This window comes from Streptomyces sp. NEAU-174, assembly GCF_052665095.1.
Genome location: NZ_JBQTCE010000014.1, coordinates 169,201 through 185,207, shown reverse-complemented (window position 1 = coordinate 185,207; position 16,007 = coordinate 169,201). Strand labels below are relative to the sequence as shown.

The window sequence follows — 16,007 nt, the reverse complement described above, 5'->3', positions numbered from 1 at the left end:
CCTCCTACGGCTCCGCCGCTGCCCAGCCCTTACCGGCCATTGCGGTCCCGCCCCGGGGAATCGGTGGGACGGGACCGTGTGCTCCCTGCGTACGCGGTGCCCCGACCACCCAAGTGTCGACCGTGAACTGCGCGGTCCCCACTTGGGCGAGGGTGAACGATGAGTCCGGGGCCGCGTCCCGGACGCCTTGGTTCAGCCCAGCTCGTCCATCAGGGCGGTGACATAGGCATCCAGCCGCTCCTCCACGGCTCGCGTCGTCAGCTCTGTCCTCCCCGCCTCCCGCCATGACTGCGACAGCAACTCCACGTCTTCTGAGATCGCCAGCCCGTCCCGCACCCGCCAGTACAGCCGCTCGCTCGCGGCTGCGGCCAGCACCCCGCCGACCTCCGCATACGCCTCGGCGAACCGCAGACCCCACGCCGGGCCGTGCAGCAGAGCGAGATTGGCGGAGCAGTGCGCCACATCGAGATCCGCCGGGCCCCAGGAGGCAGCCGCCCAGTCGACGACGCCGGTGATCCGGGCACCGGCTGACCTTGAGGGCAGGACGTCGAACAGCACATTGCCGGGTTGGAAGTCCCGGTGCAGGAACCGCCCCTCGTAGGGCGGCGCGGGCCTGCGGATCACGTCGATCGCCGCGGCCCATACCGCCGCGTCGGCGCCCTTCGGAACGACGACGGTGTCGGCGGTCGTCCACGCCACATACTCCCGGGGCCGCACGGCGGGTCGCAACGCGTGGATCGCCACGAGTTGGCGGGCCAGCAGCGGAACGCGCGTCTCCAATCCCTCATTGTCGAGGACCGTCCGGCCCGCCAGATGTGTCATCAGGAGCGAGGGATACTCACAATGCGCGGCGGTCGCATCAACCGCGACCAGCCCAGGAGCCGCCACGCCGGTCCCCGCGAGCAGGGTCAAGGCGCCGGCCTCGCGGTTCAGCCAGTCCTCGGCATGCTCCTCATCGACGAAGGTCCGCAGCACCAGGTGGCGGATGCCTCCGTCCCGCGTGCCGATGGAAAGCCTCCGCATTTCGGCGGTGATGCCGCCGTGCAACGCCTCGGCGCCGACGACCTGTTCGCCGACCCCCAGGTGCCGACTCACCCAAGCCAGTGTCAACGGTCGGACAGCCGCTGCCCCATCGTGGTTGATCACCGTGCCACCTCATCATCCGGACGGCAGCGCGCACAAAGGCTTTCATTGGAGGCGATCCTTCCTGGCGGCCCTTGCGACCCGCCGTAGCGCGGCCAGTTGGCAGGGCACGGCGGGAGATGCCGCCGGAGCCGCTACGGCGTAGGGCGGCTCCTGGCGGATAGGTCACCCCTTCACCTTCACCAGAAGGTCAGTGCGTGAAGGTGCGGCGGTAGGCGGTGGGGGTGGTGCCCAGTGCGCGCCGGAAGTGCAGCCGCAGGTTGGCCGGCGTGCCCAGTCCGCAGTCCCGCGCCACCCGTTCCACCGAGTGGTCCGTGGTTTCCAGCAGTTCCCGCGCCTTGCCGAGGCGGGCGTTGAGCAACCACTGCAACGGGGTCGTGCCCGTCTCCTCGGTGAACCGGCGCATGAAGGTGCGCTGCGAGAGCCCCGCGTGCCGGGCAAGCACGCGGAGTGTGAGCGGCTCGCCGAGCCGGTGCAGGGCCCATTCCCGGGTACCGGACAGCGACGCCTCACCCGCCACCGCGACGGGAGCCGGCACGTACTGGGCCTGCCCACCGTCCCGGTGTGGGGCGGCCACCAGACCGCGGGCGAGCTCGTTGGCCACCACCGCCCCCAGGTCGCGGCGCACGAGGTGCAGACACAGGTCGATGCCGCAGCACGCCCCGGCCGAGGTGAGCACATCGCCCTCGTCGACGTAGAGCACGTCGCGGTCGACCGTGACGGCCGGGAAGTCCCGCTCGAGCTCGTCGATGTGCTTCCAGTGGGTCGTGGCGTGCAGCCCGTCCAGCACACCCGCCGCGGCCAGTGCGAAGGCGCCCGTGCAGATCGACACCACCCGCCGGTCTCGGTCGCGGGCCTCGGCCAGCACGCCGAGCACGGTCTCCGGCGGCCGCAGAAGCGGTTCGTACCCCGGCACGATCACGGTGTCGGCGGCGCGCACCTGTTCCAGGTCCCCGTCGGCGACCAGGGCGAAGCCCGCCGTGGTGGCCACCTTCGCGTCCAGCGCGCACAGGGTCATCTCGTAGGGGGTTTCCGGCCGGGTGGTGAAGATCTGCGTCGGGATCGCCAGGTCGAGCGGGGTGACCCCGTCCAGCGCCAGGACCGCGACTCGATGCACTGCCATGGCAAGATTCTATCGAAGCGAGGAAATTTTGCCTCTCGCCAGGTCAGGGCGGTCGCGGCCAGGCTGAGGACATGACCGGACCTACCCGCGAGGCGACCGCCGACCTGATCACGCTGCCCGGCACACCGCTTGCCGACGCCGTCATGGATCTCATCCGGCCGGTGGAAACGCCGTCCGTGTTCAACCACAGCATCCGCAGCTACCTGTTCGCCCGGCTGGCGGCCGGCCGCCTCGGCCTCGCCGTCGGCCACGACTACCACGACGACCTGTTGTTCGCCGCGTGCGCGATGCACGACCTCGGCGTGGCATCGGACGGCCCGCACAGCCAGCGGTTCGAGGTCGAAGGCGCCGACCGGGCCGCGGCATTCCTCATCGACCGCGGAGTGTCCGCGGCCGACGCCGACCAGGTCTGGCAGGCCATCGCCCTGCACACCTCGCCGGGGATCGCGGAACGCCGCGGCACGCTGTGTGTGCTCGTCCGCGCAGGGGTCGCCCTCGACTTCGGCGGCCCACTGGGCGCCGACCACGTCGACGCCGTCACCGCTGAGCAGGCCGACGCCGTACACACCGCCTATCCACGGCTGGACATGGTCCGCTCGCTCACCGACGCGATCGTCGCACAGGCCGCGAAGAATCCGACGAACGCACCCCGGTACGCCATCCCCGGCGAATTCCTCCGCGAACGCGAGACCTTCGGCCGGACCCGGCTGGAGCACGCCTGCCGTTCGTCCCGCTGGGGCAACTGACTGACCCCACGGGCTCAACCACCCCCTCGACAAGGAAAAGGAAGCACCGCAATGACCGTCCACCCCATCGAGGTCCCCGAGGACAACGCCGTCTTCGGGCAAACCACCAGCGCCTTCGCAAGCTTCGGCTACTCCGCCGCGGTCCGCGCCCACGGCCTCCTGTTCATCGCCGGAACCATCGGCCGCCGCGCCGACGGAACCATCCCGGACACCATCGAGGAACAGACCGAGATCGCCATCCGGAAGATCGAAGAGATCCTTCGACTGGAGAACCTCGACCTGTCCGCCCTCGTCGACGTCACCAGCTACCACGTCGACATCCGCCAGCACCTGCCCGGCTTCGTCGAGGCCAAACGGCGCCTCGTCAAAGCCCCCTACCCGACCTGGACGATCATCGGGGTCAGCGGCCTCGCCAGCCCGGGACTCCTCGTCGAAATCCGCGCGACCGCCGCCTACCCCGACGGCGCATCCCGATAGACCGCTTCTCCCGGCCTCGCCTCGTCCACGGCAGGATGCCGCCATGCGTCACACTGCTGGGCAAGGCCGCCGGCCGGCACGCTCCTGTTGCTCGACGCCAGGCTCCGTGCCAGCCGGGCGGCCCGGGGGCCCGGGGGCCCAGGAGAGATTCACTCTCGTGCGCCGCGCAGCTTGAGAATGTATGTCGCGGTGAGCGCAACGGCACGGTCTTCATCATGTGACAGCTCCGCGAGGGCACGTGACGTCCGGATCCCCGGGATGTCCGCGAGCGCCTGTGCCAGCCGTCGACGTGCGGGGGCTCCCATGGTGCCTCGGGAGAGGCGGTCGAGGAGCCCGGTGGCGATCTGGTCCGCCAACTCGGGATCGCTCGCCAGCGCGCTCAGTGCGTCGGCCGCGTCGGCGTCGTTCCGCTCCTCGACGATCATGTCGATGAGCGTCGGGACCGCTTCGGCCACGCCACGTGCCCCGAGCGCCAGAGCCGCGTACCTGCGGACAGCGATGTCGGAGTGCGTGAGGGCGTCCCGCAGCAGTGCGGTCGCCTCATCATGCGGAATCTCGGCGATGGACTGGACGGCACGTTTCCGCACCTCGGCCGCAGATGAGCCGAGGCCCTCCCCCAGCAGTGCCAGCGCGTCCTCGCCCGATCGTGCCAGAGCCCAGCGAAGGGCCCCGGCGACGTTCGGGTCGGACTCGCTCAGTACGGCTTCGGCCAGGGCTTCCACCGGCACGGGAATCTCCTCCACCGCGGACAGGGCCGCGCGCTGCCGCGTTCCCGCGCTCTTCGACCCCAACGCCTGGAGGAGCGCGACGGTCTGGAGGACCTCCTCCCAGCCCGCGGGTTGCGCGGCACCGATCCGACGGAGTCGCGTGAGCAGCTCCGTCTCCGCCGCGACGCGGTCTCGCGTCTGGCGGATGAGGTCGTCGACGAGTTCCGCGGGCGCGAAGCCGGGGTCATCGAGCGCGCGCCTGACGTCGCGCAGCGACAGCCCCAATGTCCGCAGGCTCTCGATGTGGAAGATTCGCCGGATGTCCTCGCTGGAGTACTCCCGATAGCCCGAGTCGGTACGGCCCGTCGGCCGCACCAGGCCGAGCGATTCGTAATGCCTGAGCATGCGGGCGCTGACCCCGGACCGTCGCGCGACATCACCGATCAACACTGCCTACCGCCCCTCCCGGCCGCTCCCGCCGAGGGCTACGACGCGCTTCGCCTCCTCGATCGCGAACTCGAATCCGGCATCCGGGTCGCGCCACAGCCGTTCCGTGGCGAGTGCGTGCGTGCGCACACGAGGATCGGGATCCTTCGTCGCGGCGCCCAGTGCCGGCAACATCGCCTCCCCGAGCGCGATCAGCGCCCGGCTGAGGCTCAGCTGCGTCTCATGTCCGTCGCGCCCGAGCTGTGTCGCCAACACTACGGCCAACTCGTGCTCCCCGCCCTCGGGCACGAGCACGACCGCTGCCCGCCAGGCGCTCCGGGCCACCTCGTCGTCGGCGTCGGCCAACAGCGCCGGTGTGATCGCGGGCCACGCCCGCCGATCCCCGATCTTGGACAGCGTGTGCAACGCCTGGCTCCGTGCCTGCGCACCCTCCGAGCGGACTTCGTCGAGCAGCGCCGGGAGGGTCATTGATGCCGCGTGGCGGGTGAGTGCCCACGTCAGCATTTCGCGTACGTGGAACTCCGGTTCGATCGCGCATCGCTCCATGAGCTTGCCGATGAACGCCGGATCCGGGGTCGTGCCGACCGCCAGCGCTGCTTGCAGCCGGACCGATGAGCTGCTGTTCTCCAGCCCCCGGAGAACTCGTATCGTGTTCGTGTCCTCGCTCGGCGCCGTCATGGGGACCACCTCCTCGAGGCAGTGAAGTCCTTGTCACGGTGTCAAGGTCAAGCCGGGCAAGGCGGAGGGCCGCGACGAGGGCTTGGGCCGCTCAGCCCAGGACGTCGCGCAGCAGTCTCGCGTTCTTCACCACCTGGCCCGATGCGGAGCCCGCCGCGACGGCCGTGACCGCGGGGATCTTCGCGTGCCGCAGTACCGTCCGCACGGTCAGCAGCCGCTCCGGCCCGGGCAGGCACACGGCATCCGGTGCCGGCCTGGACGTGGGACGCAGGGTGTGGCCCGCGGGGACCACCCAGCGTGTCGTGCGGGCCTCGGAGCGGCGGGTGGCGGGGGCAGCGCCCTCAGCATGGCGGCCGCCTCCGCGGCGGGCACCTCGGCCCGAAGGGCGAAGCCCGCCGCGAGCACCTGGGCCTCGGCGAAGCCGCGCAGCCAGCGCTCCGGCGGCGGGACCTGCTTCCACGAACTCACCGTCGAAGGTGCGGACCGGCAACTCCTCCGGTCCGACGGTCAGATGGAGCGGGTCGAGCCCGCCGAGCCCGGCCAGCGCCCGCCGCAGCGGCGGGTTGACGTCCACGTTCGTGGTGCCGTGCCCGACATCGTCGCCGTCGAGGCCGGGCGCGAGGACATCGAGCCGGGCGTACACACCGCAGCAGCCGGAGAAGGACTCACACCGCAGCCGGTCGCCGTCGGCCGTCACCACCGGGTCCAGCGAGGCTCTGGCGCTCGGCCAGTGGTTCGGCCGGTAGTAGCGAGCGGCCGCCACGTCGGCGACCGCGAGCAGCGCCGTCGAGGCGGCGGCCGGCGCGGTCAGGAACCCGCTGAAGAAATGGGGGTTGGCCGCCTCACCGGCCGGGGTGGCGCCGCCGGAGGTATCCAGCGCGAGAGCCCGCCCGGCCGTGGAATCGCGCACGGCGGAGGGGCGTAAGTAGGAGTAGCCCTGCATGAGTTGGGTCACGCGCACACGCTACGATCACCCACTGACACCGGGGGCACCGCCCGGGTCTGCCCTGTTCGACAGCCTGCCCCCGGCCCGGGGCGAGCGGGGTCGGCCACGGCGTCCGCCGTCGCCGCCCGCGCGTGCCCGGACCGCCTCCGGTCCGGGCCGGACCAGGGAACAGACGGGCGGCCGGGCGGCCGGTGCCCTCCATCTCGAAGTCGGTGCCCTGCGGCACGCCACCCGAGACGTACCTGGCCTTGGCAGGGAATCATGTGCGCCATGACTCCGAAAGACGCCCTGACAACCCAGGCCACGGCCGACGCCGGCTCCGCGCCCGAACCCGACTCCGCTACTGAGGGGCCGTTCCGCGTACGACTCGCCGTACGCCACAGCGACCTGGACACCAACGGCCACGTACGAGGCTCCGCCTACGTGGACTTCGCCGACCATGCCCGTTGGGCCTGCGTACAGAAGGCCGGCGTGGATCCGTTGGAGATGACACGGTCCGGGCTGGGGCCCGTCAACCTGGAGACCACCATTCGCTACCACCGGGAGCTGCGCGCCGGCGATGAGTTCGATGTGACCTGCGTGTTCGCCTACGACGGCACCGACAAGAAGACGGGTCGCGCCACCCAGGAGTTCCTGCTCGCCGACGGCACCTTGGCCGCCACGGTGGAGAGCGTCATCGGCCTGCTCGACCTCGAGACACGCCGCCTCGTACCCGACCCGGCCTCCCACTGGCGCCGGCTGGCCACCGTCCCCGCACTGCTCGGAGCCGACTGACACCAGCAGCAACCCATCCACCGGCCCGCCGAGGACAATGCGGGGCGGCCGGCGGATGACGTCCAGGTGAATACGCAACCCGGACAAACCCGGCCTCCTGCCACAGCCGCGTAACAGCGGCCGCACGGGGACAACTCCCGCCCGACCCCGCCGGTCGAACCTGGTGCGTCGCACATCTGCGCTGCGGCGGAACCGGTGCCGCCCGGCGCGACTCCTCCAGTCCCGCAGTCCCGACAGAAGTTGGAGTTGACCCGTGCCCAGGAAGTCCCTGCCGACGCGGCTTGCCGCCACCGCCGCGCTCCTGCTCGCCGCAGGCGCCCTGTCCGCGCCCGCCGCCTCGGCCAAGCCCACGGACGCCTCCCCCGGCGACGCCTACGTGCTGAACGTGAGCACCAACCCGACCAGCACCGACTACGACAACCGCCGCGTCGACGTCACCGGAACCGTCACCAAGGCCGACGGCACCCCGGCGCCCAACATCCCCGTCACCGTCCAGGAGGTCGTCCTCTTCACCACCTGGAATCCGTGGGGCGATCCGATCGACCCCAACTACTACGAGCCGCGCGACCTGGGCACGCCGGTCACCGACGCCAACGGGAAGTTCACCATCCCCGACGTCGACATCGACCACGTGGGCGGCAGCAGCCTGCTCAATGTCCAGCACCGGGTGCAGATCACGGCCCTCTACGACGAGGACGGCGACCCCAACACCCCGCAGGACGGCTACTACGCGGACACCACCGTGGCCGCCAAGGCCAAGCCCAGCTCGGTCAGTTACCAGGTCAACAAGAAGAAGGTGAAGGCGGGCGACATCCTCACCGTCCAGGGCAAGGTCAGCCTCCCCCGAGGGGTCGAGCCGCAGGGCACCGAGGTCTTCCTTCAGACCTACTGGGAGAGCGAGTACCACGTGAAGACCACCGTGGAGGACGACGGCTTCTTCGTGCTGTCCGTGCGCGTCTCGCGCGACGACAACGCCTTCGAGCTGCGCACGGCTCCGACGGACCTCTACGTGGCGGGCGCGGACCAGCCGCTCCCCATCACCAACACCTCGCTCCCCCGCACATAGCCGTAGCCCTCCGGACGACCGGACTCCGGGCGCGAGTGGGCCGCGTGGCCCGCGCCAGGGCGTGGGCCACGAACCGGAAGCCGAGCCGGGCGGGTAGCGGTCCTGGCCCGGCCGGCCGAACAGGGTGCTGCGCTGGGCGACGGCCAGGGTCTCACCGTCGGCGATGTCGGTGCCGCGAAGCGTGAACCCCGGTACCGGAGGAAGCGCGCGGTAGGGGTCGTAGGTGCAGGTCAACCCCGCTTTGCGTGCTCATAGCCACCACAGGTGTGGCGGACCGCCGCCCGCCTATACCATGTTTTAAGGGAGGTATCTGCGCTAACCGTATCGAATGCCGACAAGAAGGCGGTTGCGCAATGGCCAAGGTACTTTTCGTGATGACCGGTACGCCGTACTGGACGCTCAAGGACGGCACCAGGTACGCGACCGGCTACTGGGCCGAAGAGTTCGCCGCCCCCTACAAGGCCCTCACCGAGGCGGGCCACGAGATCACCGTCGCCACCCCCGGCGGGGTCGTTCCGGTGGTGGACATGATGAGCCTGCGACCCGCTATGGCGGGCAGCGCGCAGATCGCACTCGATCTGGAGGCGATCATCCGCTCCGCGGAGGTGATGCGGCGCCCGATCCACCTCGCGAACGCCCGGCTGGACGACTACGACGCCGTCTACCTCCCCGGCGGCCACGGTCCCATGGAGGACTTGAGCGTCGACGCCGACGCCGGCCGCCTGCTGACGGAGGCCCTGCCCTCCGGTAAACCCCTCGCCATCGTCTGCCACGCCCCGGCAGCGATGCTGGCGACCAGGATCCACGGGAAATCCCCCTTCGTCGGCTACCGGGTCACCGGCTTCACCAACGAGGAAGAGGAGGAGGTCGGCCTCGCCAAGAGGGCCCGCTGGACACTGGAGACCGAGCTCATCGCACTCGGCGTCGACTTCACCAAGGGCGAGAAGTGGAAGCCCTACACGGTGGTCGACCGCAACCTGTACACCGGACAGAACCCCGCGTCGGCATCCCCCCTGGCGGAACGCCTGCTCAAGGTCATCTGAACGTACGCGCGCGTGCAGACTCCGTCTAGGGCTGGACGGGCGGATGGTAGGGCAGCGTGGTGGACAGCAGGGTGAGCAGGCCGAGCACGATCGGCAGCAGGGCGACGAGGTAGAGGAAGGTGTAGCCGACGATATCGCGGGCCTTGAGGCCGAGGACGCCCAGCAGCGGGAGCATCCAGAACGGGTTGATGAGGTTGGGAAGTGCCTCAGCCGCGTTGTAGACCTGGACGGTCCAGCCGAGGTTGACGTTGAGGTCATTGGCGGCCTGCATGACGTAGGGCGCCTCGATGATCCACTTCCCGCCGCCGGAGGGGATGAGGAAACCCAGGATGATGGAGTAGCCGCCCATCATCAGCGGGAAGAGGGCCGGGGATCCGACGCCGGTGAAGGCTGAGGCCAGGTAGTGGGACAGGCTGTCGCCCGAGCCGTTGGTGGCCTTGGTCATGATGGCGGCGATACCGGCGTAGAAGGGGAACTGAATGAGCACGCCGGCCGTGGCCGGAACCGCCTTGGTCACCGCCGCGAGGAATCGGCGCGGGCGCCAGTGCAGCAGCATGCCGAGCGTCAGGAAGAGCAGGTTGTAGGTGTTGAGTGCGGAGATCGCGACGATGGGGTCCTTGTCGGCGAACTCCTGCACGGCCCATCCGGCGACGAGGGCGACGACGACGAAGGTGAGCAGAGGGCTGTACTCCAGCCACTCCCCCGGCCGGGTGCGGGGCTGGTCGTCTTCGACGGGGTCGCTGGGGTCGATGCCGAGGTCGGCCGCGGTGCGGGCGCTGTCGCCACGTGGAGCGGTGAGATAGGCGATGGACACGCAGACGACGATCACGACGGCCGCGAGGGTGAGGGACTGCCAGGTGAAGATGGTTTCCCGGAAGGGGATGACGCCGGTGATCGGCAGCAGGGACGGCGGCAGGCTCTCCGCGTTGGCCTGGAGTTGAGCGGCTGAGGAGCTGAGGCCGAGGGCCCAGCTACCGCCCAGGCCGAGGTATGCGGCTGCCGAGGCGGCCCGGTAGTCGATGCGCAGATCGCCGCGCTCGGCCAGGCGCCTGACCAGCAGGGCGCTGAAGATGAGGCTGAAGCCCCAGTTCAGCAGGGCGGAGGTGAGGCTGATGGCGGCGACCATGGCGACGGCACCCCGCTCCGTGGCGGGGACCTGGGCCAGGCGGGTGATGACTCGCTGGACGGGGCGGGCGGTGGCCACGACGTAACCGCCGATGGCGACCATGGCCATCTGCATGGTGAAGGGGATCAGGTCCCAGAAGCCGTCGCCGAAGACGGAGGCGACCTTTGCCGGGCCCGATCCGATGCTCACCGCCGCGATGGCCACGACGGCCACGGTCAGGAGCGCGAAGACGAGGGTGTTGGGAAACCACCGTTCGGCCACGGCCGCACTGCGGGTGGCGGCACGAGCGAGGAACCCATCGCGCGGTGGTTGCCGAGGTGCGGAGTCGTCGCCCCCTTCGGTCCTCTGCTCGATCATGATGGCTCCTGGCAGGTGGTGTGGGCCCGGGGGGACGGACCGTGTGAGCGGTAGACCACCGAGGCGGCGGTGAGGTCGGCGAGTGCGCTGCCGACCGATTTGAAGACGGTGATCTCTTCCTGGGTACGGCGGCCGGGGATGGTGCCGGCGCACAGGTCGGGCAGGGTGCCGGCGATGTCGTCCGGGGTGAGGAGGCCGGCATCGACGGGCTGAGTCAGATCACCGGATTCGCGCAGGGCCTGTGGTGTGTCGATGAAGATGGTGCCGCGGCGTACGCACTGGTCGTCGGCCTCTCGCATGGTGGGGCGGAAGCTGCCGATGAGGTCGAGGTGGGTGCCGGGTTGCAGCCAGTCGCCCTTGATGACGGGCTCGGTGGCGAGGGTGGCGCAGCTGATGATGTCAGCTTCGCCGGCCGCGGGGGCCAGGTCGGCGACGGGACGGGCGTCGAGCCCCTGTTGCCTCAGGGTGTCGGCCAGGCGGTGGGCGCGGCCGGCGGTCCGGTCGTAGACGAGCACTGTCCGGATGTCGAGGACGCTGCGGTAGGCCTCGGCGACGAGACTGCCCACATGCCCCGCTCCGACCACCAGGTGGGTGGTGCTCCCGGGTCGTGCGAGGTAGGTGGCGGCCAGGGCGGAGGTCGCCACGGTGCGGCGCCGGGTCAGTTCATTGCCGTCGATGATGGCCAGGTGCTCCCCGGTGGCGGCGCTGGCCAGAACGAACGCGGAGGACAGGGCCGGCCTGCCGTGGCGGGCATTGGCGGGAAAGACGTTGACGAGCTTGACGCCCAGGAACTCGCGCTGGGACCAGGCGGGCATGAGCAGGATGGTGGCGTCGGTTTCGGCGTCGACGGTGTGGTGGTGGCGGGCGGGAGTGCTGGCGCCGTGAACGAAGCCTTGCCGGAGCGCGGGGATGAGGTCGTGGAACGGCAGTGCGGTGATGGTCTGTTGGGCGTCGATATTCAGCATCGTCGTCTTTCGATCAGCCGGTCGAGCGGTCAGGCGGTCGAGCCGTCACGCGGTCAGGCGGTCACGCGTCGAGCGTGACGTCGGTCATGGGCATGGCCTGGCAGGTCAGGCACTGGTCGTCGGCCAGGTCCTCCGGGCGGGTGACCAGATGCGCGACCTGTCCGTCCAGGACGGTGATGGCGCAGCTCTCGCACTGGCCCAAGCGGCAGCCGCTGGGCAGGCGGATCCCTTCCCGCTCCGCCAGTTGCAGCAGAGTGCCGTCTTCCCTGCGCCAGGTGACCTGGCGGTTGGCGCGGGTGAAACGCACGGTGGCCTGTGCGCTGTCGGGGATGTCGACGCGCTGTGGAGCGACGTGGAACTTCTCGGCGAAGATGTCGAAGCGCGGCACGCCTCGGTCGACCAGGCCGTTGGTGATGTCGTAGAGCATGTCCTCCGGTCCGCAGAGGTAGAACCGGGCGCGGCGTTCGATGAGTCGGGCATCGACGTCGGCGGCGCTGACGCGTCCGACGTGGTGGTGATCGCGGCCGAGGACGTCGTGGGGTTCCGGTCGGCTGTAGTGGGTGTGGACGCGTAGCTGTCGGATGAGGTCCCGTAGTTCGCTCGTGCGGTTCCGGAAGGCGTGTGAGGTGGAATTCCGGCTGCCGTGGTGCAGTACGACCTCGGGGACGCTGCCGCCGCTGCGGGCCAGTGTCTCGAGGTAGCCGATGAACGGCGTGATCCCGATTCCGGAGGCGAGGAGCACGACTGGCCGGCTGATGTCGGGCGGGATGGCGAAGAGTCCCGCGGGCGCCGTCAGTCGCACGCGCTTCCCCTCACGCGCGGTCGCGTGGATCCGGCCGGAGACCTCTCCGCCCGGCACGCGGCGTACGGCGATGCTGTACGAGGTGCGGCCCTTGTCCTCCGCGGGGCCGGTCAGGGAGTAGCAACGTGCCGCTGATCGTTCCGCGCCCGCGGGGCCGGTGGTGGGGAAGCCGAGGGTGATGTGCTGGCCCGGCCTGAAGTCGGGCAGCTCCGAACCGTCGGCAGGTTCCAGGCTCAGGGCCAGGACATCGGCTCCTTCCGGTACGGCGGAGGCGATGACGAACTCCTTGGTTCCCTCCCAATGAGACGTCGCGATGGGCTGGATGTCGCAACTGCCGGACCTCATCGGCACCGACCCACTGATCGGGTCGCGTACGTCGTCGCCGATGAGGAGGTTGTAGTTGCTGCCGGTCTCGGCATAGGGATCGAAGCTCGGCAGTGCCAGGTCCGGAGCCTGCTGCCACCAGCCGTATTCGGCGCACACGACGTCATCGTGCAGATCGTGGTCGATACGTGCGCGCATGCGGATCGTTCCCTTGCGCGTGGACAGCGCCACCCACTGGCCATCGCCGATGTCGCGCCGCCGTGCCAGTGCCCGGCTGATGTCGACGGTGGGTTCCGGGCTGCGCTTGCGCAGAGAGGACAACCCGTGGTGCTGGCTGTGGCAGAAGTAGCCGTTCTTCGCGCATGTCAGCGACAACGGGTAGCAGGAGTCGGGTCCGGTACCGGGCGCGGAATGGACGGGGACGGCGGAGTAGCCGTGCAGCGCGAGCCGTTCCGAGTACAGCTCGACCCGTCGGGTGGGGGTGGCGAACCCGGTGACCTGGCCGTCTTCCGTACTCTGGGCGTACTTGCGATAGACGGTTTCGAGGGGGATCCGGAGGCCGCCGGGATGGCGGCGGAGCTCATCGACGGTCAGCCCCAGGGGCCTCAGCTGATGATTCCAGCCATCCGCGACATCGCCGTCGAAGAAGTCGGCGCCCATGCCCAGACGCTGGGCGAGGTCGAAGACGACTTCGGTGTCGGAGCGTGACTGCCCCACCGGCTCCACCATGCGCGGCCGGAGCTGGACGTGTTCCTGAGCCCGCCGGCTGATCTCGAATCCCGCCTTGATCGCCTCGTGTTCCCAGGGGCTGTTGACCGGAAGAACGATGTCGGCGAACTGGGAGGTGGGGTTGGGGAAGAGGTCGAGGTGGACGTAGAAGTCGAGGTGGCGAAGGGCAGCGGCCGTGCGTCGCGGGTCCGGCTGTGAGAGCACCAGGTTGCTGCCGAATCCGACCAGGGCCCGTACCGGGTAGGGATCCTGCGACAGGATCGCGCGGCACAGATCCCGGCCGCTGATCCAGCCCTGGGCAGGAGGGCCGAGCGGGTGTTCCGCCATGCCGAGGGCCTTGGCCCGCTGGCCGGGTGGGAGCTGGGTCAGGTCGGTGACCGGATTCAGGGCGTGCCGCGGCCATATGACGTTGCCTCCGGGGGCGTCGTAGCTGCCGGTCAGCGCGTACAGCGTGGCGATGGCCCGCTCGGTCTGGGTGGCATTGGCGTGTTGCCCGACGCCGGTCCACGCGTGGTAGGACACGGACCGTGCCCGGATGAGTGCGTCGGCGAAGGCGGTCAGCTCCCCTGGTGCGATGCCGGTGGTGCGGGCGGTTTTCTCCACGGTCCATGGCCGGCAGGCGTCGCGGTACCGTTCGAAGGCGGGCTCGCAGTCGACCGTGCCGTTGCGTAGGCGCACTCGACGGGTGCCGTGCAGGGCGAAGCGGCCGGGGTTGCGCGCGGCGCGGAGCGTGTCGTACGACCGCCAGGTGTCGTCCACGGTGTCCCAGACGACGTAACCGCCGAGGTCCGGATCAACCTCCTGGGCACGCAGAAAGCGTCCTGTGTCACGGCGGACGAGCAGGGGGGCGTTTGTCCAGGCCCGAACGAATTCGTCGTCATAGCCGTGGCGTTCCAGCACGAGCCGGGCGACACCCAGGGCCAGGGCCGCGTCCGTACCAGGGCGGACGCGCAGCCAGTGGTCCGCTTCCCGCGCACTGGTCGAGCGGCGGGGGTCGATGACCGCCAGGCGGGCTCCTTCGGCTCGGGCCTGCGCGAGGGCCGCCGACTGCGCCAGCCATGTCTTGGCGGGGTTGTGACCCCAGAGCACGGCGAGGTCCGTTGCGGCGAAGTCCGCGGTCGGCAGTGAACTTCCGAACGTGAAGGCGTGGGCCCAGTCCTTGTGCCAGTTGCAGACCTCAGTGGAGTAGCAGGTGTTGGGGCTGCCGAAGAGGCGGATGAAACGCTCGATCCAGTCGATGGAGTCCGACAGCGCGGTGGCACTGGGCGACGTCACGGCGAAGGCCACAGCCTCCGCGCCGTCCTGAGCCTTGATCCGTGCCAGTTTCTCGGCGGTCTCGCTCAGCGCCTCCTCCCAGCCGATGGGCTCCCACTTGGGGTCCGGATCGGACTTGGGAGTGGTCCGCCGAAGCGGCCGGGTCAGGCGGTCCGGGCTGTGCACGATCTCTGGTGCCGCCCGTCCCTTCGGGCACATCGCCGCGCCCGTCGGATGCTCGGGGTCGGGCCGCACTCCCCGCAGAGCGCCTGCCTCGATGGTGTAGACGGCACCACATCGAGAGCGGCACAGAGTGCAGTACCCCTGCTTCTCAGTCATTATTACTCCTGAGTAACCGGTTACCGGCCACCGGTCGCCGGTAAGACGTTAAGATGCATCCAGGTGGGAGCCGCGTCAAGAAGAGATGAAGAGATGAGCGGAGAACCGATGGCACCCGACGCGCTGGCCGGTCCGCTTCAGCGCACGAACCTGCGCGAACAGGTCCTTGCCCTGGTCCGGCAGGCCCTGGTGTCCGGGGAGATCCGACCGGGAGACATCTATTCGGCCGCGGCCCTGGCGACCAGGCTGGGCGTCTCCAGTAGTCCGGTCCGGGAAGCCATGCTGACCCTGGTGAACGAGGGCCTTATGGAGCCCGTCCGCAACCGCGGCTACCGAGTGATCCCCATGAGCGAGCACGACCTCGACGAGGTCTACACCATGCGGTTGCTCTTGGAGGTCCCCGGCACGCTGCAAGCGGCCGCGAATGCCCGGCCTGAGGACCTCACGCGCCTGGCGGCTGTCGCAGACGAGATCGAGAAAACGGCCCGGGAGGGCGATGTCGTCGGCTTCCTCGAAGCGGACCGGCGCTTCCACCTCGGCCTGCTCCAACTGTGCGGCAACCGGCGCCTGGTGGCCACTGTCGCCGCGATGCGGGACCAGACCCGGCTGTACGGCCTCGAGGCGCTTGCCGAACGGGGGGTTCTCGACAACTCCGCCCATGAGCACCACCACATGCTCGAAGCGATCGCCCGCGATGACATGAGCGGCCTGGAAGACCTGATCCGCCACCACCTGCTGCACATCCGCTCCGACTGGGCCCGGCCCGACAGCGTCTCCCCTGCTCGCGATCGCCGAGCATGATGCCGCCGGCCGCGAGGTTCTCCTTCTCAGCGCCGGTCAGCCCTTGCACCTGCGTCTCCCTGCGGTAAGCGGGGGTCTTTCCTGGACCACCGACGCGCTTTCGACTGAGGGGGTGTCAGGCGCTGCCGCTGCCGAGGTGCCGGGCTGCGAGCTCGGTGAC

13 protein-coding genes and 1 pseudogene are annotated in these 16,007 nt (G+C 69.9%); 6 read left to right on the top strand and 8 right to left on the bottom strand.

The features are described 5' to 3' along the window. Positions 1-192 precede the first annotated feature (192 nt). Both ACT2CW_RS34960 and ACT2CW_RS34955 read right to left on the bottom strand, forming a co-directional pair. Positions 193-1,095 carry a phosphotransferase family protein gene (locus ACT2CW_RS34960; RefSeq protein ID WP_445519432.1) on the bottom strand — a complete coding sequence of 301 codons (903 nt, stop codon included), beginning with the start codon at positions 1,093-1,095 and terminating at the stop codon, positions 193-195. A 238-nt stretch (positions 1,096-1,333) separates the two neighbouring features. After that, complete coding sequence (locus tag ACT2CW_RS34955) at positions 1,334-2,266, bottom strand: GlxA family transcriptional regulator (protein ID WP_445519431.1); 933 nt, start codon at positions 2,264-2,266, stop codon at positions 1,334-1,336. Positions 2,267-2,337: 71 nt separating this feature from the next. On the opposite strand from ACT2CW_RS34955, the gene ACT2CW_RS34950 reads away from it, so the two are divergent. Continuing rightward, positions 2,338-3,012 (top strand): HD domain-containing protein, encoded by a 675-nt coding sequence (locus ACT2CW_RS34950; RefSeq protein WP_445519430.1) that lies wholly within the window; start codon positions 2,338-2,340, stop codon positions 3,010-3,012. A gap of 51 nt (positions 3,013-3,063) precedes the next feature. After that, a complete protein-coding gene (locus ACT2CW_RS34945; protein ID WP_445519429.1) occupies positions 3,064-3,489 on the top strand; it encodes a RidA family protein in 426 nt (141 codons plus the stop codon). 149 nt (positions 3,490-3,638) lie between these two features. Here the strand turns inward: ACT2CW_RS34945 and ACT2CW_RS34940 are convergent, their stop codons facing one another. From ACT2CW_RS34940 to ACT2CW_RS34930, 3 genes and pseudogenes are all read right to left on the bottom strand, one after another. Further along, positions 3,639-4,646, bottom strand: coding sequence for a HEAT repeat domain-containing protein (locus ACT2CW_RS34940; RefSeq protein ID WP_445519428.1), 1,008 nt, complete (start codon positions 4,644-4,646; stop codon positions 3,639-3,641). 3 nt (positions 4,647-4,649) lie between these two features. Further along, the gene (locus tag ACT2CW_RS34935) at positions 4,650-5,321 is read right to left on the bottom strand and encodes a HEAT repeat domain-containing protein (RefSeq protein WP_445519427.1); all 672 of its coding nucleotides are present in this window, start codon (positions 5,319-5,321) and stop codon (positions 4,650-4,652) included. 136 nt (positions 5,322-5,457) lie between these two features. Then, positions 5,458-6,264: pseudogene (locus ACT2CW_RS34930) on the bottom strand (SWIM zinc finger family protein); the annotation flags it as partial. Positions 6,265-6,537: 273 nt separating this feature from the next. Between ACT2CW_RS34930 and ACT2CW_RS34925 the strand changes: the two are divergent. From ACT2CW_RS34925 to ACT2CW_RS34915, 3 genes are all read left to right on the top strand, one after another. Continuing rightward, positions 6,538-7,041, top strand: coding sequence for an acyl-CoA thioesterase (locus ACT2CW_RS34925; protein ID WP_445519426.1), 504 nt, complete (start codon positions 6,538-6,540; stop codon positions 7,039-7,041). A 253-nt stretch (positions 7,042-7,294) separates the two neighbouring features. Beyond that, entirely contained in the window at positions 7,295-8,107 is an 813-nt protein-coding gene (locus tag ACT2CW_RS34920; RefSeq protein WP_445519425.1) for an acyl carrier protein, read from the top strand. 353 nt (positions 8,108-8,460) lie between these two features. Continuing rightward, positions 8,461-9,150 carry a type 1 glutamine amidotransferase domain-containing protein gene (locus tag ACT2CW_RS34915; RefSeq protein ID WP_445519424.1) on the top strand — a complete coding sequence of 230 codons (690 nt, stop codon included), beginning with the start codon at positions 8,461-8,463 and terminating at the stop codon, positions 9,148-9,150. A gap of 25 nt (positions 9,151-9,175) precedes the next feature. Here the strand turns inward: ACT2CW_RS34915 and ACT2CW_RS34910 are convergent, their stop codons facing one another. From ACT2CW_RS34910 to ACT2CW_RS34900, 3 genes are all read right to left on the bottom strand, one after another. Then, a complete protein-coding gene (locus tag ACT2CW_RS34910; RefSeq protein WP_445519423.1) occupies positions 9,176-10,633 on the bottom strand; it encodes a short-chain fatty acid transporter in 1,458 nt (485 codons plus the stop codon). After that, entirely contained in the window at positions 10,630-11,598 is a 969-nt protein-coding gene (locus ACT2CW_RS34905) for an ornithine cyclodeaminase family protein (protein ID WP_445519422.1), read from the bottom strand. The genes ACT2CW_RS34910 and ACT2CW_RS34905 overlap by 4 nt, the downstream gene beginning before the upstream one ends. Positions 11,599-11,659: 61 nt before the next feature. Further along, positions 11,660-15,046: a molybdopterin-dependent oxidoreductase gene (locus tag ACT2CW_RS34900; RefSeq protein WP_445519421.1), complete on the bottom strand. Its 3,387-nt coding sequence runs from the start codon at positions 15,044-15,046 to the stop codon at positions 11,660-11,662. Positions 15,047-15,154: 108 nt separating this feature from the next. On the opposite strand from ACT2CW_RS34900, the gene ACT2CW_RS34895 reads away from it, so the two are divergent. Further along, on the top strand, positions 15,155-15,847 hold the full coding sequence (locus ACT2CW_RS34895) for a GntR family transcriptional regulator (RefSeq protein WP_432046461.1): 693 nt from the start codon (positions 15,155-15,157) through the stop codon (positions 15,845-15,847). Positions 15,848-16,007: the final 160 nt, after the last annotated feature.

Bases quoted from the DNA above. Each gene is read 5' to 3' on its own strand.
- ACT2CW_RS34925 (WP_445519426.1), top strand. From the start codon at position 6,538: ATGACTCCGAAAGACGCCCTGACAACCCAGGCCACGGCCGACGCCGGC.
- ACT2CW_RS34935 (WP_445519427.1), bottom strand. From the start codon at position 5,321: ATGACGGCGCCGAGCGAGGACACGAACACGATACGAGTTCTCCGGGGG.
- ACT2CW_RS34950 (WP_445519430.1), top strand. From the start codon at position 2,338: ATGACCGGACCTACCCGCGAGGCGACCGCCGACCTGATCACGCTGCCC.
- ACT2CW_RS34905 (WP_445519422.1), bottom strand. From the start codon at position 11,598: ATGCTGAATATCGACGCCCAACAGACCATCACCGCACTGCCGTTCCAC.
- ACT2CW_RS34910 (WP_445519423.1), bottom strand. From the start codon at position 10,633: ATGATCGAGCAGAGGACCGAAGGGGGCGACGACTCCGCACCTCGGCAA.
- ACT2CW_RS34915 (WP_445519424.1), top strand. From the start codon at position 8,461: ATGGCCAAGGTACTTTTCGTGATGACCGGTACGCCGTACTGGACGCTC.
- ACT2CW_RS34955 (WP_445519431.1), bottom strand. From the start codon at position 2,266: ATGGCAGTGCATCGAGTCGCGGTCCTGGCGCTGGACGGGGTCACCCCG.
- ACT2CW_RS34945 (WP_445519429.1), top strand. From the start codon at position 3,064: ATGACCGTCCACCCCATCGAGGTCCCCGAGGACAACGCCGTCTTCGGG.
- ACT2CW_RS34900 (WP_445519421.1), bottom strand. From the start codon at position 15,046: ATGACTGAGAAGCAGGGGTACTGCACTCTGTGCCGCTCTCGATGTGGT.
- ACT2CW_RS34895 (WP_432046461.1), top strand. From the start codon at position 15,155: ATGGCACCCGACGCGCTGGCCGGTCCGCTTCAGCGCACGAACCTGCGC.